We start from the raw sequence: 19,623 nt of genomic DNA on the forward strand, positions 1-19,623 counted from the left end.
TATTAGTTTATATTTATAAGGTTACTTTTTCTGAATGGCCAAAAAACCACATTCCAAAATAGAACAAGCGAAAATCGTACTGGAAAAAAATTGGCAGGGCAGTTTTACTATTCCCTGCGAAGGCCTCTATCCCTTTCAATGGAATTGGGATTCAGGATTTATTGCTTTGGGCTGGGCACACATTAATATGGACCGTGCCAAACAAGAGATACGTTCCTTGCTTTCTGGCCAATGGAAAAATGGATTTATTCCGCACATTTTATTCCATAATGAATCTGATTCCTATTTCCCAGGTCCTGAAGTTCATGCGTCCTATTTAAGTCCACATTCCCCAGCTTTGAAGACGTCCGGAATCACCCAGCCACCTGTATTGGGGTTTGTTTTGGAAGAATGCTTCAAAATATCCCATAATGAAGAGTTGGACTTTGTACGTGAGGTTTTCGACGCAATATATCACAACCACCATTACTTTTATACGAACAGAGACCCCAAAAATGAGGGGTTGGTATACATCTGCCATAATTGGGAAGCTGGAACGGACAATACTCCTGTATGGGATGAAATATGGAAAGATTTGGAATCACCAGAATATCAATTGGACCGTAGGGACACCAAGCATGTGGACGCATCCAACAGACCTTCAAACAGAGAATATCAGCATTATATTCACCTTATCGAATTGTTCAAGAGTTGGAAATATGACGATGGTCTTATCGCTTCAAACGGTCCTTTTTTAATACAGGACCCACTGTTCAACGCAATGCTCATCAAATCCAACGAAAGCCTTATAAATCTTGGTAATCTTTTGGAAAAGAAGGAACAAGTGAGTCAACTTAGAAGATGGCAGCAAAAGGCAAAAGAAAGTTTCAATAAGAAGCTGTACAGCAAAGAGTTAGGTACCTATGTATACTATGATTTAAGAAATGAAAGACACCTAAACTACGTATCGTCCTCTTCATTTGCTCCTCTTTTTGCGGGCGTTCCAAACCAGGAAATAGCAGAGGAAATGGTTAGGTGGTATTTTGAAAAAGGCACATTTTCCGGAAACAAAGGACAATTTTTGTTGTGCGCCTCTTTCGACCCCAAAAGCACCTCTTTCGACCCAAAACGCTATTGGCGGGGACCAGTTTGGATCAACCTTAACTGGATTATTTATCGGGGATTGTTACGGTATGGAATGAAAGATGTAGCCGAAAAAATTAAACACGATACTATGTACGTGTTGAACAAATTTGGTTTCTATGAATATTTTGACCCTCGAAAGGAGGTTTTGAACACCTTGGACAAAGGATATGGTGGCAATAACTTTTCTTGGTCCGCCGCCCTTTATATTGACATGCTAAAAAACACCAATTTATGAACGGATTGGATTATACCATCGTTGCCATTTACCTCTTCGGCTTTTTGGCCATGGGGTATTTTTTTAAAAACAATAAGGATTCCAAGGATTACTTTTTGGGAGGACGGAGCATGGGCTGGTTTCCACTTAGTCTATCCACGATGGCAACGCAATTATCCGCCATAAGTTTTGTTTCGGCCCCAGCTTTTGTGGGCTTAAAGATGAATGGGGGAATGAAATGGCTCAGTTTTGAGTTTGCCGTACCATTGGCCATGCTTTTTATCATGATTTTCATTATTCCCCCGCTGTTTCGGTCTGGGGTAGTAAGTATCTATGAATTTGTTGAAAGACGATTTGATGTGTCCACACGATTGATTTTAAGTGTGGTCTTCCAGATAAGCAGAGCCTTGGGAACGGGTGTCATGGTCTACACCATAGCCATAATTTTGCAAGCAGTTTTGGATATTGATTTTGTATATACCATTCTTATTATCAGCATAATAACCATCATTTATTCTTGGCAAGGCGGGATGAAAGCCGTTGTTTGGGGAGATGCTATTCAAATGATCATTCTCTTTGTTGGTTTGTTGACCTGCTTGTTCTACGGTTGGCAGCTGTTGAATGATCATGGTGGTCTTGCCAACGGTTTTAACCCCGAGAGACTCAACGTTATTGATTTCAACTGGGGGATTGGCGAAGGAGAGGAATATGGCTTTTGGCCCATGTTGATAGGTGGATTCTTCTTATATGTATCCTATTATGGATGTGATCAGACCCAGGCCCAACGAATGCTATCCGCCAAAGATGAGGGTACTATTCGTAAACTGTTATTGGCCAATGGCTTGCTTCGGTTTCCAGTGGTATTATTGTATTGCACCATAGGATTGATCATTGGTGGTTTAGTTACTCTGGCTCCCGATTTTTTGCAGGAAATATCATCAATGACCCAAAAATATTTTCCGGAAGAATTCGCGCAAAGTGGAACAAAACCCGATTTGATGATTCCCATTTTCATAACCAAATACTTGCCACACGGATTTATCGGCTTGCTCATGGTAGGTATTTTGTCCGCGGCCATGTCCTCCTTGAGTTCTACTGTGAATTCGCTCTCTGCAGTTAGTGTGGAGGATTTTTTTAATAGAGGAAAGAAACAATTATCACAAAAACGCTACATGTGGATTTCAAAATTGGCCGTCCTGTTTTGGGGTGCGGTCTGCATGGCGTGCTCTTTCTTGTTTGGAGGCAGCAAAAGTGCAGTAATTGAAATCATCAACGCGATAGGTTCCGTTTTTTATGGTCCAGTATTGGTAACCTTTCTTTTGGCCATCTTCTCAAAGAAAGTGAATCATATTGGAATGAATGTTGGCATCTTGGTTGGAGTTTTGGTTAATCTTATTTTTTCGAAGACCATGCAGGATATCTTCAATATAGATTTGGGTGTTGAAATTTTCTGGATTTGGTTGAACTTCACCGGGGTGGTGTTGACATTGATTGTGGCCTATTTGGTAAGCTATGTAACCACAACAAAAAAAGTTCCGGTGGACAATCAAGATTTAAAGCCCAAACTTTCTGACTTTAAGCAAAAGGAGGTATATATACTGGTGGGCTTTTTTGTATTGATTTTGATATTTAGTGCATTGATTCCAACTATTTATGGCGGTTGATGAATTTGGCATTCTAGATAGTTTTTTAATCTAAACATTGAACTTATGGAGTTGTTTTTTTTAGCGATTGTGATACTATTCATCATCGTGGCAACGGTCAAGTTTAAAATGCATCCCATTTTTTCATTGACCCTTGCTGCAGTTACAACTGGCTTTTTTTTGGGATTATCACCAAAGGATATTGCAGCTACCATAGGTGAGGGGTTTGGCAAAACACTTTCCAGCATAGGGCTGGTCATTGCTTTTGGGGCCGTGATAGGTGTTTTTTTGGAGAAAACGGGAAGTACGCAGGTATTGGCCAATAGCGTTTTGAAGATTATCGGATTAAAACGTTCCCCTTTGGCTTTAAACCTGGCGGGGTATATTATTTCCATTCCGGTATTTTGTGATTCGGGGTTCATCATTCTTTCCTCACTAAATAAAGCATTGAGCAAAAAAACCAGAATTCCAATCATGGTCTTTGCTATTTCTTTGGCCACCGGACTTTATGCAGCCCACGTTTTTGTTCCGCCAACACCCGGACCGTTGGCCGCTGCGGCAATTCTAGAAGCCGATTTGGGAAGGGTACTTATTTTGGGCATTGTTGTTTCAATTCCCGTATCGATTACAGGGTATTTTTGGGCTAACTATATCGGAAAAACCTTGAAAATTGATAAAGAAGGTGAGTTGGAATTGGAACAACAGGAAATTGTTGAAGTGAAAATAAAACCCTACCAAGCTTTTTTACCACTTCTTACACCCATATTGCTTATTGCTTTGAAATCGATAGCCAACTACCCCACTTTACCTTTTGGAAATACCTGGGCCTTTCATTTTTTTGATTTTATGGGAGAACCCGTGATTGCGCTTCTCATTGGTGTTTTCTTTGCTTTTTTATTGGGAAGGAAGACTCCATCGAAGGAAAAAAAGGGTTGGATTCCAGAAGCCTTTAAGCAAGCGGGTTCCATCGTCCTTATTACGGGCGCAGGAGGTGCTTTTGGTGCGGTCTTGAGGACGATGGATATAGCCTCCATCCTTAATATGGAATCCGGTTCGGCCGTAGGGGGGCTTTTGATAGCCTTTGGGATTGCGGCTGTTTTAAAAACTGCCCAAGGATCTTCAACGGTTGCAATCATAACAACTTCAGCCATAATTGCACCGCTATTGGAGACATTCGGATTGCTATCATTGACGGATAAAGCATTGGCAGTTCTTGCCATAGGGGCGGGTGCAATGACAGTTTCCCATATAAACGATAGTTATTTTTGGGTGGTTTCCCAGTTTTCAAACCTCAATGTAAAAAATGCCCTAAAGGGGCATACCGCAGCTACTTTCCTGCAAGGTTTGGTAGGTATCGGTATAATTCTATTGCTACACCAAATCATTCAATGATTAGGCTCTGTGTAAATTCCTGGACAACTGCAAAGTAACCCAAAGCGAACAATTCTGGTTGCCCAACATTGTCAAAGACATCGATATTATCCAAATCCGTGATATCAAATACATTGCCCCTTGCAGTTGCAATCGGGGTCTGGAATACCCCTCCATTATTATCGGTCTGTTCAACCAGCAAATCCATGTAATTATAAAAATCTTGTGTAGCTCCCAAGATACTGATGTTGATTTCTTGTCCTGGCTCCAAGTTTGAGTCATAGAAATAGGAAAATTGGAACGCTTGCCCATCAATAAATTGGTCATCTAAGGCAAGGAATTCCCCAAAACCGAAATCAAATACATAGTAGTTTTCTTGGTCTGGAACATCGGTAAAAGAAACGATTACCTCAGTTTCATCTTCATCAAAAAGGGTGTTGTCACCTTGTAGAAGGCCATTAATTGGTACAGTAGAGGCATACTCTGTCCTTGCGAAGTAGCTCCTATCGTTATAAGTGATTTGCAAAAAGAAACTGACACCTGGACCAACATCCGCAGTCCTAATACGTTGATCGGAAGTAAAATTGGGGTCTGGCACATATACACCGGAACCAGGTTCTCTTTCAGCTAGGTTGGAGAAAACTGGTTCGGGAATTTCTCCAAATTCATCGGGTATTCCATAAATGATGGCTGCACTTTCAACCTGCGTAGGTTGATTGTCCTCAAAAAAGTTACTGGTCTCCATCATGCTTATTTCCACGTTTACAAATTCTTGATCAATGTCAACACGAAGTAAACCATTTACAACAAGTCGGGTTTCTTGCTCTGGCAGATTAACATCAATTACATCTTCGCAAGAAATGAAGATCCAAACTCCCAACAACATAATGATAGCTTTGCATTTCATAGCTCTAGAATTTAAAATTATAGGTTACGGAGGGAATAATTCCAAAAATAGAGGTTCTCAACGCCTCATTTCTTCCAGTGTCCTCATTTTCTCTGAAATTGATGGAAGCCGCGTTTCGTCTGTTATAGACATTATATACACTAAAAACCCACTCCGATTGCATAGCTCTTCTTTTATTCTTTTTCGGTGTCAATGTTGCCGAAATATCCAGACGATGGTAATCAGGCAATCGTTCTTGGTTCCGAAGGCCATAAAAGGGCACAGTTATGTCTTCAAATTCAAATTGTCCTACAGGATAATTGGTTGGTTGACCAGTTTGATATATGAAATTGGCGTTAAGACTCCAGCGATTATTTAGCTCATAATTTCCGTAAATTGAAAGATCATGGGTCTTGTCGAAAGGGGTACTGTACCATTCTCCAAAATTGATGCCTGTTTCCAAGTCAGACCTTCCAGTATTCAAACCAAGATCTCTTCCTGGAGTTCGTTGTTCTGATCTTGATAGCGTGTATGCCAGCCAACCCGTTAAGGGACCTTCATTCTTTCGCAATAAAAATTCAATACCGTACGCACGGGCTTCCCCATTCAGTATAACTTGCTCTATGGCATTATTGGCAATAAGATTGGCCCCATCAATATAGTCGATACGGTTTTGTATGTCTTTGTAAAAGACTTCTGTTTCAAAGGTGTATGCTCCATCATTGATATTTCTAAAATACCCAGCAGCGTATTGATCAAGCAATTGGGGTTCCACAAAGGGACCACTTGGTGTCCAGACATCCAACGGAGTAGGGGAACTTGTGTTCGAAAGCAGATGAAGATATTGTGCCAATCGGGTGTAACTGGCCTTAATGGAACTTTTTCCATTAAAATTGTACGACATGGAAATACGGGGCTCGAAATTAAAGAACTTTTCCAATGTCTGCCCTCTTCCCGAACTTATGGTATCAATGGGTTCTGCCTCTCTATATACCAAGGTGAAAGGGTCAAATAGTACTGGATTGTCATTTTCATATACGAAAAACTCATCCTGTCCAAAACGATTAAATTGACTGGCCCTTAATCCATATTCAACACTCAAGTTTTCAGTAACCTTATGTTCTATATCAATGTAGATGGCATTTTCATTGGCGTACTTCTTTGTCAGCTGTTCTTCTACAATTCCAGAGTCTGCACTGTTTGGCCTTATCTTTCCTGGGTTGAACACGTAGTAAATGTTGTTCAGGCCGTAATTCAATTGCAGCTTATCACTCACATAATGTTTGAAGTCATACTTAATATTGAAATTCTGTATGCCTGAGTCCCAATCGAATCCCACAAAATCCAATTCCAAACCATAAAAATAATCGGAATAAATAAGGGACAGATTGGAAAACAATTTGTCAGAGAAAAGATGGTTCCATCTGAAATTGCCCACGGCATTACCATAAACATTGATAAAACTATCGTTGACACTGAACAGGTCACGACCAAAATATCCGGACAGAAAGATATTGTTCCTATCATTAATCTTATGGTTGATTTTGGTGTTCAGGTCGTAGAAATAGGCTTTGTTATCAATATCGAACAGCGGAAGGAACAAATGCGCATATGAAGCTCTTCCTCCAATTAGAAATGCGGTCCGGTCTTTGGCAATGGGCCCTTCAATCAGCAACCTGCTTGATACAGCACCAATACCTCCTTGAACCTTAAGGTCTTTGCTATTTCCTTCTTTCTGAAAAATTTCCAGGACTGAGGATACCCTTCCTCCATATCTTGCAGGGATACCTCCTTTAAAAAGCTTAACATCCTTGATGGCATCGGGGTTAAAGACGGAGAAAAAGCCGAATAAATGGGATGAATTGAAGACCACAGCCTCATCTAGGAGAATAAGATTTTGGTCCACCGCCCCGCCCCTCACATTGAATCCTGATGATGCTTCTCCTGCATTGGTGACTCCTGGTAGGAGCAGTAAAGATTTTATTACATCGGCTTCTCCCAGTACCACCGGGATTTGTTTTATAGTATTTGCGGCCAATGTGTTCACGCTCATCTGTGGTTTCCTGATATCCAAACGCTCCGCATCATCGGTTACCACTACCTCTTCCAGTTCTTCAGCTTGTTCAATTAGTTCAAAGTCCCTTTTAATATTTGAACTTAGGGAAATGGTGCCCCTTACATCTTGAAAACCGAGGTAGCTGACCACAATATCATACTCGCCCTCTGGTAAGGTAATTGAATAAAAACCGTATTCATTTGTAGTTGCCCCTGTTTTAAGGGCAGGGAAAGCAATAGTAACACCAATTAGAGTTTCATTACTGTTTGCTTCAGATACCGTGCCACTCAGCGTATACTTTTGTTGTGCGTTTAATTGCGAGCCAAAAAACAGGAGGGCAATGGCAAAGGTGAAGAGATTCTTTGGCATTTTGCTAATTTGTTTAAAATTACTGATTATTTATTAAACAAAAATATATATCAAACCTTAAAACTTTATCATGAAAACTTAAAAACAGTGCAGTCATGAATAGCTCCACAAACATACCCATTCAAGATTTGCCGGAAAGTTCGATGTAATTCGTAAATGAAATTAAATAGCATCAAGGATGGCATTTAAGGACTTACTGGGCCTCATGGCATTGGCAACCATTTCGGCGTCAGGAAGGTAATATCCTCCAATATTTACAGATTTGCCTTGGGCATTAATTAATTCCTGGGTTATTTTCTCTTCTTGGGATGAAAGCTCATGAAATACTTTTTCGAAAACGGTTTTAAGTTCCTCATCTTCCTTTTGTTTGGCCAACTCTTCAGCCCAATATAAAGACAGGTAAAAATGGCTTCCCCGGGTATCCAGTTCGTTTACCTTTCTAGAAGGTGACTTATCATTGTCCAAGAATTTTTCAGTGGCTTTATCCAAAGCTTCGGCCAAGACAAGTGCTTTTTTATTTTTGTTCTTTTCTCCGTAAAATTCCAATGAGACACCAAGGGCCAAAAACTCACCTAAAGAATCCCATCTCAGGTGTCCTTCCTCCAAAAATTGCTCTACATGTTTAGGAGCGGAACCACCAGCTCCGGTTTCAAAAAGACCACCGCCGTTCATCAAAGGCACTATGGACAACATCTTGGCGCTGGTGCCGACTTCAAGGATTGGGAATAGGTCTGTAAGATAATCACGAAGCACATTTCCGGATACGGAAATAGTATCCTTGCCTTCCTTTATGCGTTCTAGCGTAAACTTGGTAGCTTCTGTTGGTGACAAGATCCGTATATCAAGTCCATGAGTGTCCAGTGCAGAAAGATAGGTCTCGACCTTTTTGATCAGCTCTACATCATGTGAACGCTCTTTGTCCAACCAAAAGACGGCGGGGGTCTGTGTTGCCCTAGCACGAGACACCGCAAGTTTTACCCAATCTTGGACAGGAGCATCCTTTACCTGACACATTCGCCAAATATCGCCATTGTCCACTTCATGTTCCAAAAGCGTTGCTCCTGTACCAATTTCTACTACACGAACTCTACCTTTGGTTGAAATTTCAAAAGTTTTGTCGTGAGAACCGTATTCCTCTGCTTTTTGGGCCATGAGACCTACATTGGGGACTGTGCCCATCGTAGTAGGGTCAAAAGCGCCATGTTCTTTGCAAAAGTCTATGGTCGCTTGATAGATTCCAGAGTAACTACTATCAGGAATTATTGCTTTGGTGTCTTTAAGTTCTCCGTTCTTGTCCCACATTTTCCCAGAATTTCTAATCATGGCCGGCATGGAGGCATCTATGATCACATCACTGGGAACATGGAGGTTGGTGATGCCTTTGTCTGAATTTACCATGGCCAGGTCTGGTCCGGTTTCCATGGTATTCATAATTGCCTGCTCTATTTCATTCCGTTCATTTTGTGGAAGTTTCTCCAGTCGGTCGAAAAGACTTTCCAGACCATTATTGGGATTGATGCCCAGTTTTTCAAAAGTGGCTTCATACTTTTTAAAAACCTCTGAAAAGTAAACTTGCATGGCATGTCCAAAAATAATTGGGTCTGACACTTTCATCATGGTCGCCTTAAAATGCAACGAGAGCAGCAGGCCTTTGTCGCGAGCATCCTTTATTTCTTTACTGAAGAACTCGACCAACGCTTTTTTGCTCATTACGGTAGCGTCGATAATTTCTCCGCTTTGGAGTGCAACCGATTTCTTCAACGTGTTAATCTTTCCATCCTTATCAACCAACTCGATACGAACATCGCCCTCATTTTTCATGGTCAAGGATTTCTCATTATTTTTGAAATCACCATGAGACATGGTTGCTACATGGGTCTGTGAATCGGAAGACCATTCACCCATGGTGTGTGGGTTCTTCCTAGCATAATTTTTTATGGCCTTTGGGGCTCTTCTATCCGAGTTTCCCTCACGCAGAATTGGATTTACGGCACTACCCTTAATCTTATCGTACCTGGCCTTAATGGCTTTTTCTTCTTCGTTCTTTGGTTCGTCCGGATAGTGGGGAAGGTTATATCCTTTTTGCTGTAATTCTTCAATGGCTTCTTTGAGCTGGGGAATGGAAGCACTGATATTGGGCAGTTTGATGATATTGGCCTCTGGTTTTTTTGCCAAGGCTCCCAATATGGCGAGATTATCCGGTATCTGTTGGTCTTTACTTAAATAATCCGGGAAGACGGCAGCAATTCTAGCAGCCAAAGAAATGTCCTTGGCATCAATAACAATCCCAGCGGTTTTAGTAAAGGCTTTAACAATGGGTAAAAAGGATTGGGTGGCCAAGGCCGGGGCCTCGTCCGTTTTTGTGTAGAAAATCTTCGCCATTAAAATGGATTTTGTTTAAGCGCTGCAAATATACAATTTATGGGTAGTGCTCCATCAAGGATTACGGTAAAAGTGGAGTTTTAGTATGGAAAAAATAAAAGCCATATCTATGCTTGCACATTGATATGGCTTTCTGAAAAGGGCTAAAAGACTTCATTTTGCGTTGCCACAAAACTACAACCGAAGCTGTATCTGTTGCCCTTTTAACGTTTACTCCACAGGTTGCCTTTAATTTTTCAACTAAACTGCATCCAGCAAAGTGTTCTGAAATGTTTCCTAAATTCTATCAAAATGGAAAATTGCTCTCCCATTTGCTCATAAAACTTATTATTTCTCTTCAAAACCTGCCGAAACCTGCTTTGATTTGAAATTCCTTTTGTGATCAGTAGTGTTACCAACTAAAAAGGGAAACCACAGTTTTAAAGAACGTCAACTTTAAAAAGAAACATGAGCTTGATATAATCTCCTTCATTATTTCTTCTACTAAAGTAGGATAAACATCCAGATATCCAAATTTTATAACCAATTTAAGATCAACAAAATATGAACCACTGTTATTAACAATTGTTCATAAAAAAAGCACCCTATCTTGGTGCTTTTTAATTCTATCAAGTTGTACGGCTTTCTTAGCCCCTAACTTCTTTGATACGTGCTTTTTTACCGGTAAGTCCCCTAAAATAGAAGATTCTAGATCGGCGCACTTTCCCTTTTTTGTTGACCTCTATTTTCTGGAGGGCGGGCATGTTGATGGGAAATATCCTTTCCACACCTACCGTTCCTGACATTTTTCGGATGGTGAACGTTTCAGTGGCACCGCTCCCTCTTCGTTGGATAACTACCCCTTTAAAGAACTGCGTTCTTTTTTTCTCACCTTCCTTGATTTCGTAATACACGGTAATGGTGTCACCGGATGAAAATTTTGGGAATTCTTTCTTTGGAACAAATTCGTCCTCAACAAATTTTACTAAGGATTCCATGCTTGTTTTTTTAGTGTTTATCAGAACCAACTTTCACGTATCTCGTCAGAGGTTGATTTTGGGACTGCAAAAATAATGTAATATTTATAAATAACAAGGTGTTTTGTTGTAACATTTATTTTGGTTTCTTCACTTTTTGACCAAGGTAAACACAAACCAAAGCAAGCCTACGGCAAAAAGAAGATGAGGCAGAGGCCCCAACATGGCAATTATCTTACTTGTTTTGACCAAGGATTCGGCTCCTTGATGGGCGGAAATTGTGGTCCATGCAAAGCTCGCGACAAAAAAAAGCAATCCCAATAATTGTGAAGCCAACATGAGTACGGTTGCTCCAGTTTTACGTTTAGCTACCAGTAAGATACATGCTACGATGATCACTAAATAAGCAATGCCGTTTAGCAATCCACCTGCGGCAAACATTAGAGTATCTGTGTTTTCCATAAGTCTCTATTTTAAAAGATCAGGTCTTCTTTCCTTGGTCCGCTTTATGGCCTGTTCTTCACGCCACCGCTCAATTTTTGGGAAATCACCACTCAAAAGGATTTTGGGCACTTCTTTTCCTTTGTAGGATGCAGGGCGGGTATATACGGGAGGTGCCAATAAGTTGTCCTGAAAGGTGTCGGTGAGGGCAGAGGTCTCATCATTTAGAACTCCTGGGAGCAATCGGATTACCGCATCGCACAAAACGGCTGCTGCCAATTCGCCTCCTGATAGCACATAATCTCCAATAGAGACTTCTCGGGTCACGAACATATCCCTAACACGCTGGTCCACCCCCTTGTAATGTCCGCAGAGAATGATAAGATTTTTTTTCAATGAAATTTCGTTGGCCAGTCCCTGGTTGAGTGTTTTTCCATCTGGGGTCATGTAAATAATTTCATCGTATTCCCTTTCCGACTTGAGCTTGGAAATACACTTATCAATAGGCTCGACCATCAGTACCATACCAGCGCCTCCACCAAATTGGTAATCGTCCACTTGTCGGTAGTTTCCCGTGGTATATTCCCGTAGATTGTGAAAATGTACATCCACGAGTCCCTTTTCAATGGCCCTTTTTAGTATTGAAGCATCAAAAGGGCTTTTAAGAAGCTCCGGCAATACGGTAATAATGTCTATCCGCATGGAATAATAGAAATTGATTAGAAAGGGTTAGTCCTGGTCATTTTTCCAAAAGTAATGAAAGAAGTCGGTATCCTTTCGCCAACCCATGCGTTCATATAGATGTTGAGCAGGGTTGTCCTTAGCGGTCTCCAGAGCCAATCCTTTGGCGTTTTGTTCAGAGCAAAACGTTTTTGCGGAATTAAGAAGCGCTTCGCCTACACCTCTCTTTCGGTATTCTGGGTTTACATACAGGTCGTTTAAAATATAAAAGGATTGCAAGGAAACGGAGGAAAAGGTCTTGTAAAGTTGCATGAAACCGATGGGTTCGTTCCCTTCCAATGCTAGGAAGACTACATTGTCCTGATTTTCAAAGCGTGCTTTTAAAAAAGCAAGGGCATCCTCAATATTTGATTGTTGTTTGTAGAACATTCGATAGGCATCGAAAAGGGGAACGATTTTTCTTAAATCTGAAAGACTAGCCTTTTTAATGATCATTTTCTATCCCTTTTTTAATGTAAAAGGCTTCCATTTGGAAGCCTCTTCTTATTTTTTCTGTTTGTTCAGCTCGTCTTGCAATTGTCGACTTATTTTTTGTTCTCGTTCAAGGGCACGGCGCCTATGGTCTTCATATTCCTGTTCTAAGTCTGCCAATGCTGTCTTCGCTTGTTGTGTCAAAAAGTTGCTTTTCCTGAATTTATAGATAAAGAACAAAAGAAACAACAATAGACCAAAGATGATGGCCCATAGAATAAATTTGTAGGTCCCTTTACTTACCAAAGCACCAAAAAAGGAGATGCTATCTTTTTCTGATGTAACGGTTTTTAGTTTATTGGTGGTTTCCTGAAGCTTGGTATTGAGATCTTCAATTTCCGCTTTATTGGCTGTAATGGTAGCCGATAAGTCTTTGATATTTGCATTCGCCGTATTGATCGAATCAAAAATGTTGCGCTTTATTCGATTCAGCTCGACAAGCTTTATCACTTCATACCGAATTCCGTTGGCCCGGTAATTGCCCGATTTTCGCTCAAGCTCTTGAAACTGGCCTACCAATGTTTGATCTTTTTCATCAGTGGCTTGCTCTTGGGCCACAATTGAAAACAGGGGGGTCAACAGGGCAAGGGCAAATAAAAAACGTAATTGCTTCATGGTCAATGTTCTTATTTAATTTAGATTAAGGGTAGGGCGAAATTACACCATTAAACCAAAAATCAAAAGAAAACATTTGACCTTAGTCCTGTTAAATCCAATAATTACCATTAATAATAGGTATAACGCCTTACCTTGGCAATGTACTTGGCCAAACGTATTACTTGATGTGAGTAGCCATATTCGTTATCATACCATATATATAACACAATACTCTTACCATCTGCTGAGACCAATGTTGCCTTACTATCATAAATGGATGGTGCCGAAGTTCCCACAATGTCCGAAGAGACCAACTCATTGCTTAGGGAATATTTTATTTGCTCTACCAAGTCTCCCTCCAATGCGTACTTTTTAAGGATAGTGTTCAAACTCTCTGCTGAGGTTTTTTGTTTCACCTCCAGATTTAGAATGGCCAAAGACCCATTGGGTACGGGAACTCTAATGGCATTGGAAGTGAGTTTGCCCTTTAAGGAAGGAAGTGCCTTGGCCACCGCCGCTCCAGCCCCGGTTTCGGTTATGACCATATTTAATGCCGCTGCCCGTCCCCGTCGATACTTGCTATGCATATTATCTACCAAGTTCTGGTCGTTGGTGTAAGCATGAATGGTCTCCAGGTGCCCTTTTTTAATGCCCAGTGAATCTTCTATTACTTTGAGAATGGGCGTAATGGCATTTGTGGTGCAGGAGGCCGCAGAATAGATTTTTGTTTTATCGGGATCAAACTCCCCATGGTTCACACCGTGCACAATATTCGGAACTTCTTTTCCTGGTGCAGTAAGGAGTACTTTTGAAGCTCCCTTGGCTTCTAAGTGTCTTGAGAGCGCTGCTTTGTCCCTAAATGCGCCTGTGTTATCAATTATAAGGGCATTGTAAATACCATATTTGGTATAATCGATGTCTTCGGGTTTATCCGCACTTATAAACTTTACTGTGGTCCCGTTGATTATTAGTGCTTCATTCTGGGCATCCACATCCACTGTTCCCATAAATTGTCCGTGGACTGAGTCAGTTTTTAGAAGGGCTGCCCTTTTTTCAAGCACTTCATCGTTGAGTGCGCCCCGTACCACAATAGCCCTGAGTCGTAGCTGGTTACCGCGCCCGGTTTTTGCCATGAGTTCCCGGGCCAATAGTCTTCCAATTCTTCCAAAACCGTACAGCACCACATCTTTGGGCTTTATTTCCTTGGAAACCTGGGCATCCTTTAATTTGTCCAATACGAATGCCTTTACATTTAGATGGGTATTCCCATCTGAATGATATTCATAAGTGAGTTTTCCAATATCAAGTTTGGCAGGAGGGAGGTTGATATCGTTAATGGCCCTCAATATCTCCACTGAATCAAAGATGGAAATCGGTTTTTGCACAAATTCACCGGCATATTCGTGTAAGTTGATGATGTCGCTTACATTTTTGTCGATGATTTGATTCTTGAACAAGACCACCTCAATGGCTTTGTCGTACCAGAGGTCACTGATTATTTTGATGAATTCGGTGGTCGCTTTTCGTCTATCTGCCTGAAAAGCAAGCTCTTTTTCGTAAGACTTGATGTCACTCATGGATATTGGTTACGATTGTGTTCAAAAATTTCGGCAAAAATAGCTATTTCAAACGTTTTCGTAAAAGAAATTGGAAATAAAAAGGCATCCAATTCTGGACGCCCTTCATGTTAACTGGTTCACTTCTGTTATTGAAGAATCAATCGCTCTTTTTCTCCATCTTTATTGATCATGGTAAAACTGGTTCTACCATATCTTGAAATTTGCTCGAAATGTTTTTTGGCATCGTCAATGTTATTGATTTCATTGCCATCTACTTCGGTAATAACCTTGTTTCTTAAATCATATCTTCCATACCCTTCTGGCACATCAATTATTTTTACACCGTTGGAAACCCCAAATGTTTTCCGGTCCTCTTTGGAAAGATTCTTCACCATAAACCCAGTTACGGGCAGAATAATGGTTTGTTGTTTTTTAAGTGTCACATTTTTGGTCACACGCTTTCCGTCGCGGTCCACAACAACTTTAACCACATCACCAGGTCTTTTGGAAGATAAATACCCGGTCAATTCCGAAAATTTAGAAATAGCTATGTTGTCAATCTGCTTAATGACGTCTCCTTCTTTCAAGCCCGCCTGTTCTGCTCCGGATTCTTCCGTTATTTGGGATACGTAAACCCCTTCAATTTCATTCAATCCCATTTCTATGGCTTGCTTGGAATTGACGTTGGCTGCAGATATGCCCAACAGTCCTTTTTGTACGTTGCCATATTCCATAATGTCTTCTACCACCTTCCGTGCTATATTACTTGGCACGGCAAAGGCGTAGCCCACATAAGAACCCGTTTGTGAAGTGATTGCTGTGTTTATACCAATCAAGTCTCCGTTTGTGTTTACCAAAGCGCCTCCACTATTGCCCGGATTTACAGCGGCATCGGTTTGAATAAAGGATTGGTTTCTTCCTAAAGACCTTGCCTTGGCGCTGACGATTCCTGCAGTTACCGTAGAGGTCAGGTTAAAAGGATTTCCAACCGCCAAGACCCATTCGCCAATACGTGTGTGGTCCGAATCTCCAAAAGCCAGGTAGGGCAGGGGTTCGTCCACTTCAATTTTTATTAGCGCAATGTCCGATTCAGAATCTGCGCCGATGACCTCTGCTTCATAACTCCTATTGTTGTTTAGGGTCACTTCTAGTTGACGTGATTGCACTATTACGTGGTTATTGGTGACGATGTATCCATCGGGGGAAATAATTACACCTGAGCCCGTTCCGATTTGCGGCGTTTGTTGTCTTTCAAATCCATAAAAGAAATCGGAAAGGCTGCTGGACCCTTTGCTAAGTGAAAGATTCTTAACGTGCACCACGGCATTCACTGTTTTTTCGGCAGCCAAGGTGAAATCCACCTCATTTATTCCAGCACCTTTGGCCGAAGTAGGTAGTGCGCTAGTACTTAAGAATGGCGCTTCTTGGTTTGAGGACACCCATTTGTAGTTGTCTTTTTCAAATAATGCTTTGTAGGCCCCAAGGGTTACGGCACCTGCAAGCAGTGCAATTAAAAACAATCCGGCTATTCTCTTCATAATTCAATAATTATTTAACATTAAGCTTCAACAAAATTAAATGAATTGACTTTTTAAGCTGGCGGTTTAACTCGTTTTTAACTACAAAATATTCCCTAAAGAATACCCTATATTTGTCCTTTGGCAAGGTGTTATGAAACTCAAATTTTTCAAATATCAAGGTACCGGCAATGATTTTGTAATTGTTGACAATCGCCTTGATTTTTTCAACAAAAACGATACCAAATCAATTGAAAGACTCTGTGACCGACGTTTCGGTATCGGGGCTGACGGTTTGATTTTATTGGAAAATGACAAAATGTCGGACTTCAAGATGGTATACTTCAACGCTGATGGGAATGAAAGCAGCATGTGTGGTAATGGTGGAAGATGTTTGGTGGCTTTTGCCCACTATCTTGGAATTGTAGGTGACGAGTGTACTTTCAATGCCATTGATGGATTGCACCATGCCACCATTGAGGGTAGCTCAGTGTCTTTGAAGATGAATGATGTAGAAGAAATTAGGGAAACCGAAGTCTATAGTTTTTTAGATACCGGATCGCCCCATCATGTTCAGTTGGTAAGTGGCTTGGATGATTTTGATGTTTATAATGAGGGAAAAAGAATACGCTATGGGCTATATGGTGAATCGGGTAGTAACGTCAACTTTGTGGAACAAGGGGACGCAAATGGCTTTTTGGTGAGAACATATGAGCGGGGCGTGGAGAATGAGACGCTGTCATGTGGGACAGGTGTGACCGCGGTGGCCTTGGCCATGCACAATTTAGGCAAAGCAAGGACAAACAAGGTGGACGTCAAGACCAGAGGGGGCAGCCTTAGTATCAGTTTTGACCATAAAAATGGCAAGTACACCAATATAAGTCTAAAGGGACCAGCGGTTCAAGTCTTTAAAGGAGAGCTGGAATGGTAAATCTGAAGGGAAAGCATATCTATTTAAGGGCATTGGAGCCGAATGATCTGGATTTCTTGTACCAATTGGAAAATGACACATCCATTTGGGAAATCAGCGGCACCTTAAAACCCTATTCAAAAAAAATGCTCCAACGTTATTTGGACAATGTCCATCGCGATATTTATGATGTAAAGCAATTGCGATTGTGTATTTGCAATTTGGATGATGTTTGCATTGGGTTGATTGACTTGTTCAATTTTGACCCTAAAAATAGAAGAGCGGGAATCGGGATAGTGATAAACAACACCAAAAGCAGAAACAAAGGTTTGGGAGCAGAAGCCATTGCTTTGTTGTGCGACTACGCCTTTTCAGTTTTGGACCTTCATCAAGTGTATGCCAATATATTGGAGGACAATGCGGCAAGCATTCACTTATTCCAAAAATTGGGGTTTGAAAAAGTTGGTATTAAGAAAGAGTGGATTAGGTCGAGTACCGGTTTTAAAGATGAAATATTGTTTCAAAAGATAAACGACGATGTATCTTAAAAAAGTTCTTTGGGCTACGGCAATTTTGGGCCTTTTTATCTGCGGTTTTATCGCCTATCAGATTTACAGTGCCATTTTTACCCCAAACACCGAATTCAATAACCAAGAAGCTTTTGTTTACATTCCTTCGGATGCCACCTTTTCTGAAGTGAAAACTATGATACAGCCGCTACTTAAAAATGTGGGAACCTTTGAAGCTGTAGCCAAACGAAAAGGGTATACCACAAATATCAAAGCCGGAAAATATGTGTTGAAAAAGGGCATGAACAATAATGAAATTGTCAATTCCCTGCGCAGCAACAACATCCCCGTTAAAGTGGTTTTCAATAATCAAGAATCTCTGGAAGATCTTGCAGGCAGAATAGCGCAACAGATTGAGGCGGACAGTATCTCGCTTCTGAATGCCTTTAATGATAAAGCCTTTTTACAAGAACAAGGGTTTGACATAAACACCAAATTGGGCATGTATATTCCCAATACCTATGAATTTTACTGGAATACTACGGCGGATAGTTTTAGGGATAGGATGCTGAAAGAGTACAAAAATTATTGGAACGAGGATCGTTTGAAAAAGGCAAAAGCCATGGGTTTGAACCCGGCTCAGGCGATCTCGTTGGCTTCCATAGTGCAAAAAGAAACTGTGAAAGTAGATGAGAGGCCCAGGGTTGCGGGTGTATACCTCAATAGGATAAAACGGGGAATGTTGCTCCAAGCAGACCCAACGGTGATTTATGCCATTAAAAAGAAAACGGGAAACTACGATACCATAATCAAGCGGGTACTGAATCGAGATTTGGAAATAGACTCGCCCTATAATACTTATAAATATAAAGGTATTCCTCCAGGCCCCATAGCTATGCCCGATATCTCCTCAGTTGAGGCCGTATTAAATCCTGAAAAGCATGATTACCTCTTTTTTGTAGCTGATGTATCCAACTTTGGCTACCACCTTTTTGCCAAGACTTTGGCACAGCACAACCGTAACAAAACACAGTATATTCGGTGGTTAAATGCTCAAAATGTGATGCGTTAAAGACTCATTGGCGTTAATTTTCAGCACTTTAACGTGTTTTGGGTGTCATTTATGAAAAACTTAAGAGCTTTATGCTTGCCATTTAAGAGTTACCCCATATCTTTGCCGGCCAATTTAATTTTACTGTTTGCTAACGGTAAAAACTTAAATATGAAAGTTATGAAAAGATGGACTAGTTTTTTACTTCATCTTGCCATGATTGTAATCTTAACCAGTTTCGGTTCGTACACTTTGGACCGAAAAGAGGTACGGCAAGTACCGGATTTCCTCCGAGTGGATTCGGAGTTGACATCCAAATTACCCCAAATTACAGAACATTACTTTGATCAACCTGTTGTGACACCTCCTTTTTTGGGAAGTTCCTACAACGGATTCAAAGATGCATTGGCTTTTAAAGAGTCTCAAGGAAGATACGACGTAGTAAATACGCTCGGTTATCTTGGTAAATATCAGTTCGGATTGAGTACGCTAAACCTCATGGGGGTTTACAATGCCGACAAATTTTTGCGGAATCCCGCACTTCAAGAAGTCATGTTTGACACCAATATTGCGCGAAACAAATGGATTTTACGCCGTGATATCAAACGATTCAAAGGAAAAAGAATCAATGGTGTAGAAATTACTGAATCTGGCATATTGGCTGCTGCTCATTTGGCAGGTGCCGGGAACGTAAAGAAATATTTGCGTTCCTATGGAAAAGATGATGTTGCCGATGCTTACGGAAGCAGCATTTCTTACTACATGAAAAAGTTTGCCGGATATGATATATCGGCAATCCAAAAAAAACGTAACCCAAGGGTTTAA

The 19,623-nt window shown here is 40.9% G+C and carries 17 protein-coding genes; 7 read left to right on the forward strand and 10 right to left on the reverse strand.

Annotated features, from left to right (window positions below):
* The first annotated feature begins 34 nt into the window (after positions 1-34).
* The 3 genes from GTQ34_RS01965 to GTQ34_RS01975 are packed head-to-tail and all read left to right on the forward strand — an operon-like array spanning position 35 to position 4,374.
* Positions 35-1,360, forward strand: coding sequence for an amylo-alpha-1,6-glucosidase (locus GTQ34_RS01965; protein ID WP_166522077.1), 1,326 nt, complete (start codon positions 35-37; stop codon positions 1,358-1,360).
* Positions 1,357-3,003: a sodium:solute symporter family transporter gene (locus GTQ34_RS01970; protein ID WP_166522078.1), complete on the forward strand. Its 1,647-nt coding sequence runs from the start codon at positions 1,357-1,359 to the stop codon at positions 3,001-3,003. Before GTQ34_RS01965 ends, GTQ34_RS01970 begins: the two co-directional genes overlap by 4 nt.
* 45 nt (positions 3,004-3,048) lie before the next feature.
* A complete protein-coding gene (locus tag GTQ34_RS01975) occupies positions 3,049-4,374 on the forward strand; it encodes a GntP family permease (protein WP_166522079.1) in 1,326 nt (441 codons plus the stop codon).
* On the opposite strand, the gene GTQ34_RS01980 is transcribed toward GTQ34_RS01975, so the two are convergent.
* The 10 genes from GTQ34_RS01980 to GTQ34_RS02025 all read right to left on the reverse strand — a co-directional run bounded on the left by GTQ34_RS01980 (position 4,364) and on the right by GTQ34_RS02025 (position 16,349).
* Entirely contained in the window at positions 4,364-5,260 is an 897-nt protein-coding gene (locus GTQ34_RS01980; protein WP_166522080.1) for a DUF4249 family protein, read from the reverse strand. The two genes, GTQ34_RS01975 and GTQ34_RS01980, sit on opposite strands and share 11 nt — an antisense overlap.
* Before the next feature lie 4 nt (positions 5,261-5,264).
* Positions 5,265-7,664, reverse strand: coding sequence for a TonB-dependent receptor (locus GTQ34_RS01985; protein WP_166522081.1), 2,400 nt, complete (start codon positions 7,662-7,664; stop codon positions 5,265-5,267).
* 162 nt (positions 7,665-7,826) lie between these two features.
* Positions 7,827-10,046 carry an NADP-dependent isocitrate dehydrogenase gene (locus tag GTQ34_RS01990; RefSeq protein WP_166522082.1) on the reverse strand — a complete coding sequence of 740 codons (2,220 nt, stop codon included), beginning with the start codon at positions 10,044-10,046 and terminating at the stop codon, positions 7,827-7,829.
* A 626-nt stretch (positions 10,047-10,672) separates the two neighbouring features.
* Entirely contained in the window at positions 10,673-11,023 is a 351-nt protein-coding gene (gene rplS, locus GTQ34_RS01995; protein WP_166522083.1) for a 50S ribosomal protein L19, read from the reverse strand.
* Positions 11,024-11,152: 129 nt separating this feature from the next.
* Entirely contained in the window at positions 11,153-11,464 is a 312-nt protein-coding gene (locus tag GTQ34_RS02000; protein ID WP_166522084.1) for a hypothetical protein, read from the reverse strand.
* A 6-nt stretch (positions 11,465-11,470) separates the two neighbouring features.
* Positions 11,471-12,145: a tRNA (guanosine(37)-N1)-methyltransferase TrmD gene (gene trmD / locus GTQ34_RS02005; protein ID WP_166522085.1), complete on the reverse strand. Its 675-nt coding sequence runs from the start codon at positions 12,143-12,145 to the stop codon at positions 11,471-11,473.
* Between the two features lie 27 nt (positions 12,146-12,172).
* The gene (locus GTQ34_RS02010; RefSeq protein WP_166522086.1) at positions 12,173-12,619 is read right to left on the reverse strand and encodes a GNAT family N-acetyltransferase; all 447 of its coding nucleotides are present in this window, start codon (positions 12,617-12,619) and stop codon (positions 12,173-12,175) included.
* A 48-nt stretch (positions 12,620-12,667) separates the two neighbouring features.
* Positions 12,668-13,270: a tRNA (guanine-N1)-methyltransferase gene (locus GTQ34_RS02015; RefSeq protein ID WP_166522087.1), complete on the reverse strand. Its 603-nt coding sequence runs from the start codon at positions 13,268-13,270 to the stop codon at positions 12,668-12,670.
* 110 nt (positions 13,271-13,380) lie between these two features.
* Complete coding sequence (locus GTQ34_RS02020) at positions 13,381-14,829, reverse strand: glyceraldehyde-3-phosphate dehydrogenase (protein ID WP_166522088.1); 1,449 nt, start codon at positions 14,827-14,829, stop codon at positions 13,381-13,383.
* Between the two features lie 128 nt (positions 14,830-14,957).
* Positions 14,958-16,349 carry a trypsin-like peptidase domain-containing protein gene (locus GTQ34_RS02025; RefSeq protein ID WP_166522089.1) on the reverse strand — a complete coding sequence of 464 codons (1,392 nt, stop codon included), beginning with the start codon at positions 16,347-16,349 and terminating at the stop codon, positions 14,958-14,960.
* A 133-nt stretch (positions 16,350-16,482) separates the two neighbouring features.
* Here GTQ34_RS02025 and dapF point away from each other — a divergent pair, with 133 nt between their 5' ends.
* The 4 genes from dapF (at position 16,483) to GTQ34_RS02045 (ending at position 19,623) form a co-directional block, all read left to right on the forward strand.
* Positions 16,483-17,259 (forward strand): diaminopimelate epimerase, encoded by a 777-nt coding sequence (gene dapF / locus GTQ34_RS02030; protein ID WP_166522090.1) that lies wholly within the window; start codon positions 16,483-16,485, stop codon positions 17,257-17,259.
* Positions 17,253-17,786: a GNAT family N-acetyltransferase gene (locus GTQ34_RS02035; RefSeq protein ID WP_166522091.1), complete on the forward strand. Its 534-nt coding sequence runs from the start codon at positions 17,253-17,255 to the stop codon at positions 17,784-17,786. The genes dapF and GTQ34_RS02035 overlap by 7 nt, the downstream gene beginning before the upstream one ends.
* Entirely contained in the window at positions 17,776-18,819 is a 1,044-nt protein-coding gene (gene mltG / locus GTQ34_RS02040) for an endolytic transglycosylase MltG (RefSeq protein ID WP_166522092.1), read from the forward strand. Before GTQ34_RS02035 ends, mltG begins: the two co-directional genes overlap by 11 nt.
* Before the next feature lie 159 nt (positions 18,820-18,978).
* Entirely contained in the window at positions 18,979-19,623 is a 645-nt protein-coding gene (locus GTQ34_RS02045) for a lysozyme family protein (protein ID WP_166522093.1), read from the forward strand.

It is taken from the genome of Flagellimonas ochracea, from assembly GCF_009903685.1.
Taxonomy (GTDB): Bacteria; Bacteroidota; Bacteroidia; order Flavobacteriales; family Flavobacteriaceae; genus Flagellimonas; species Flagellimonas ochracea.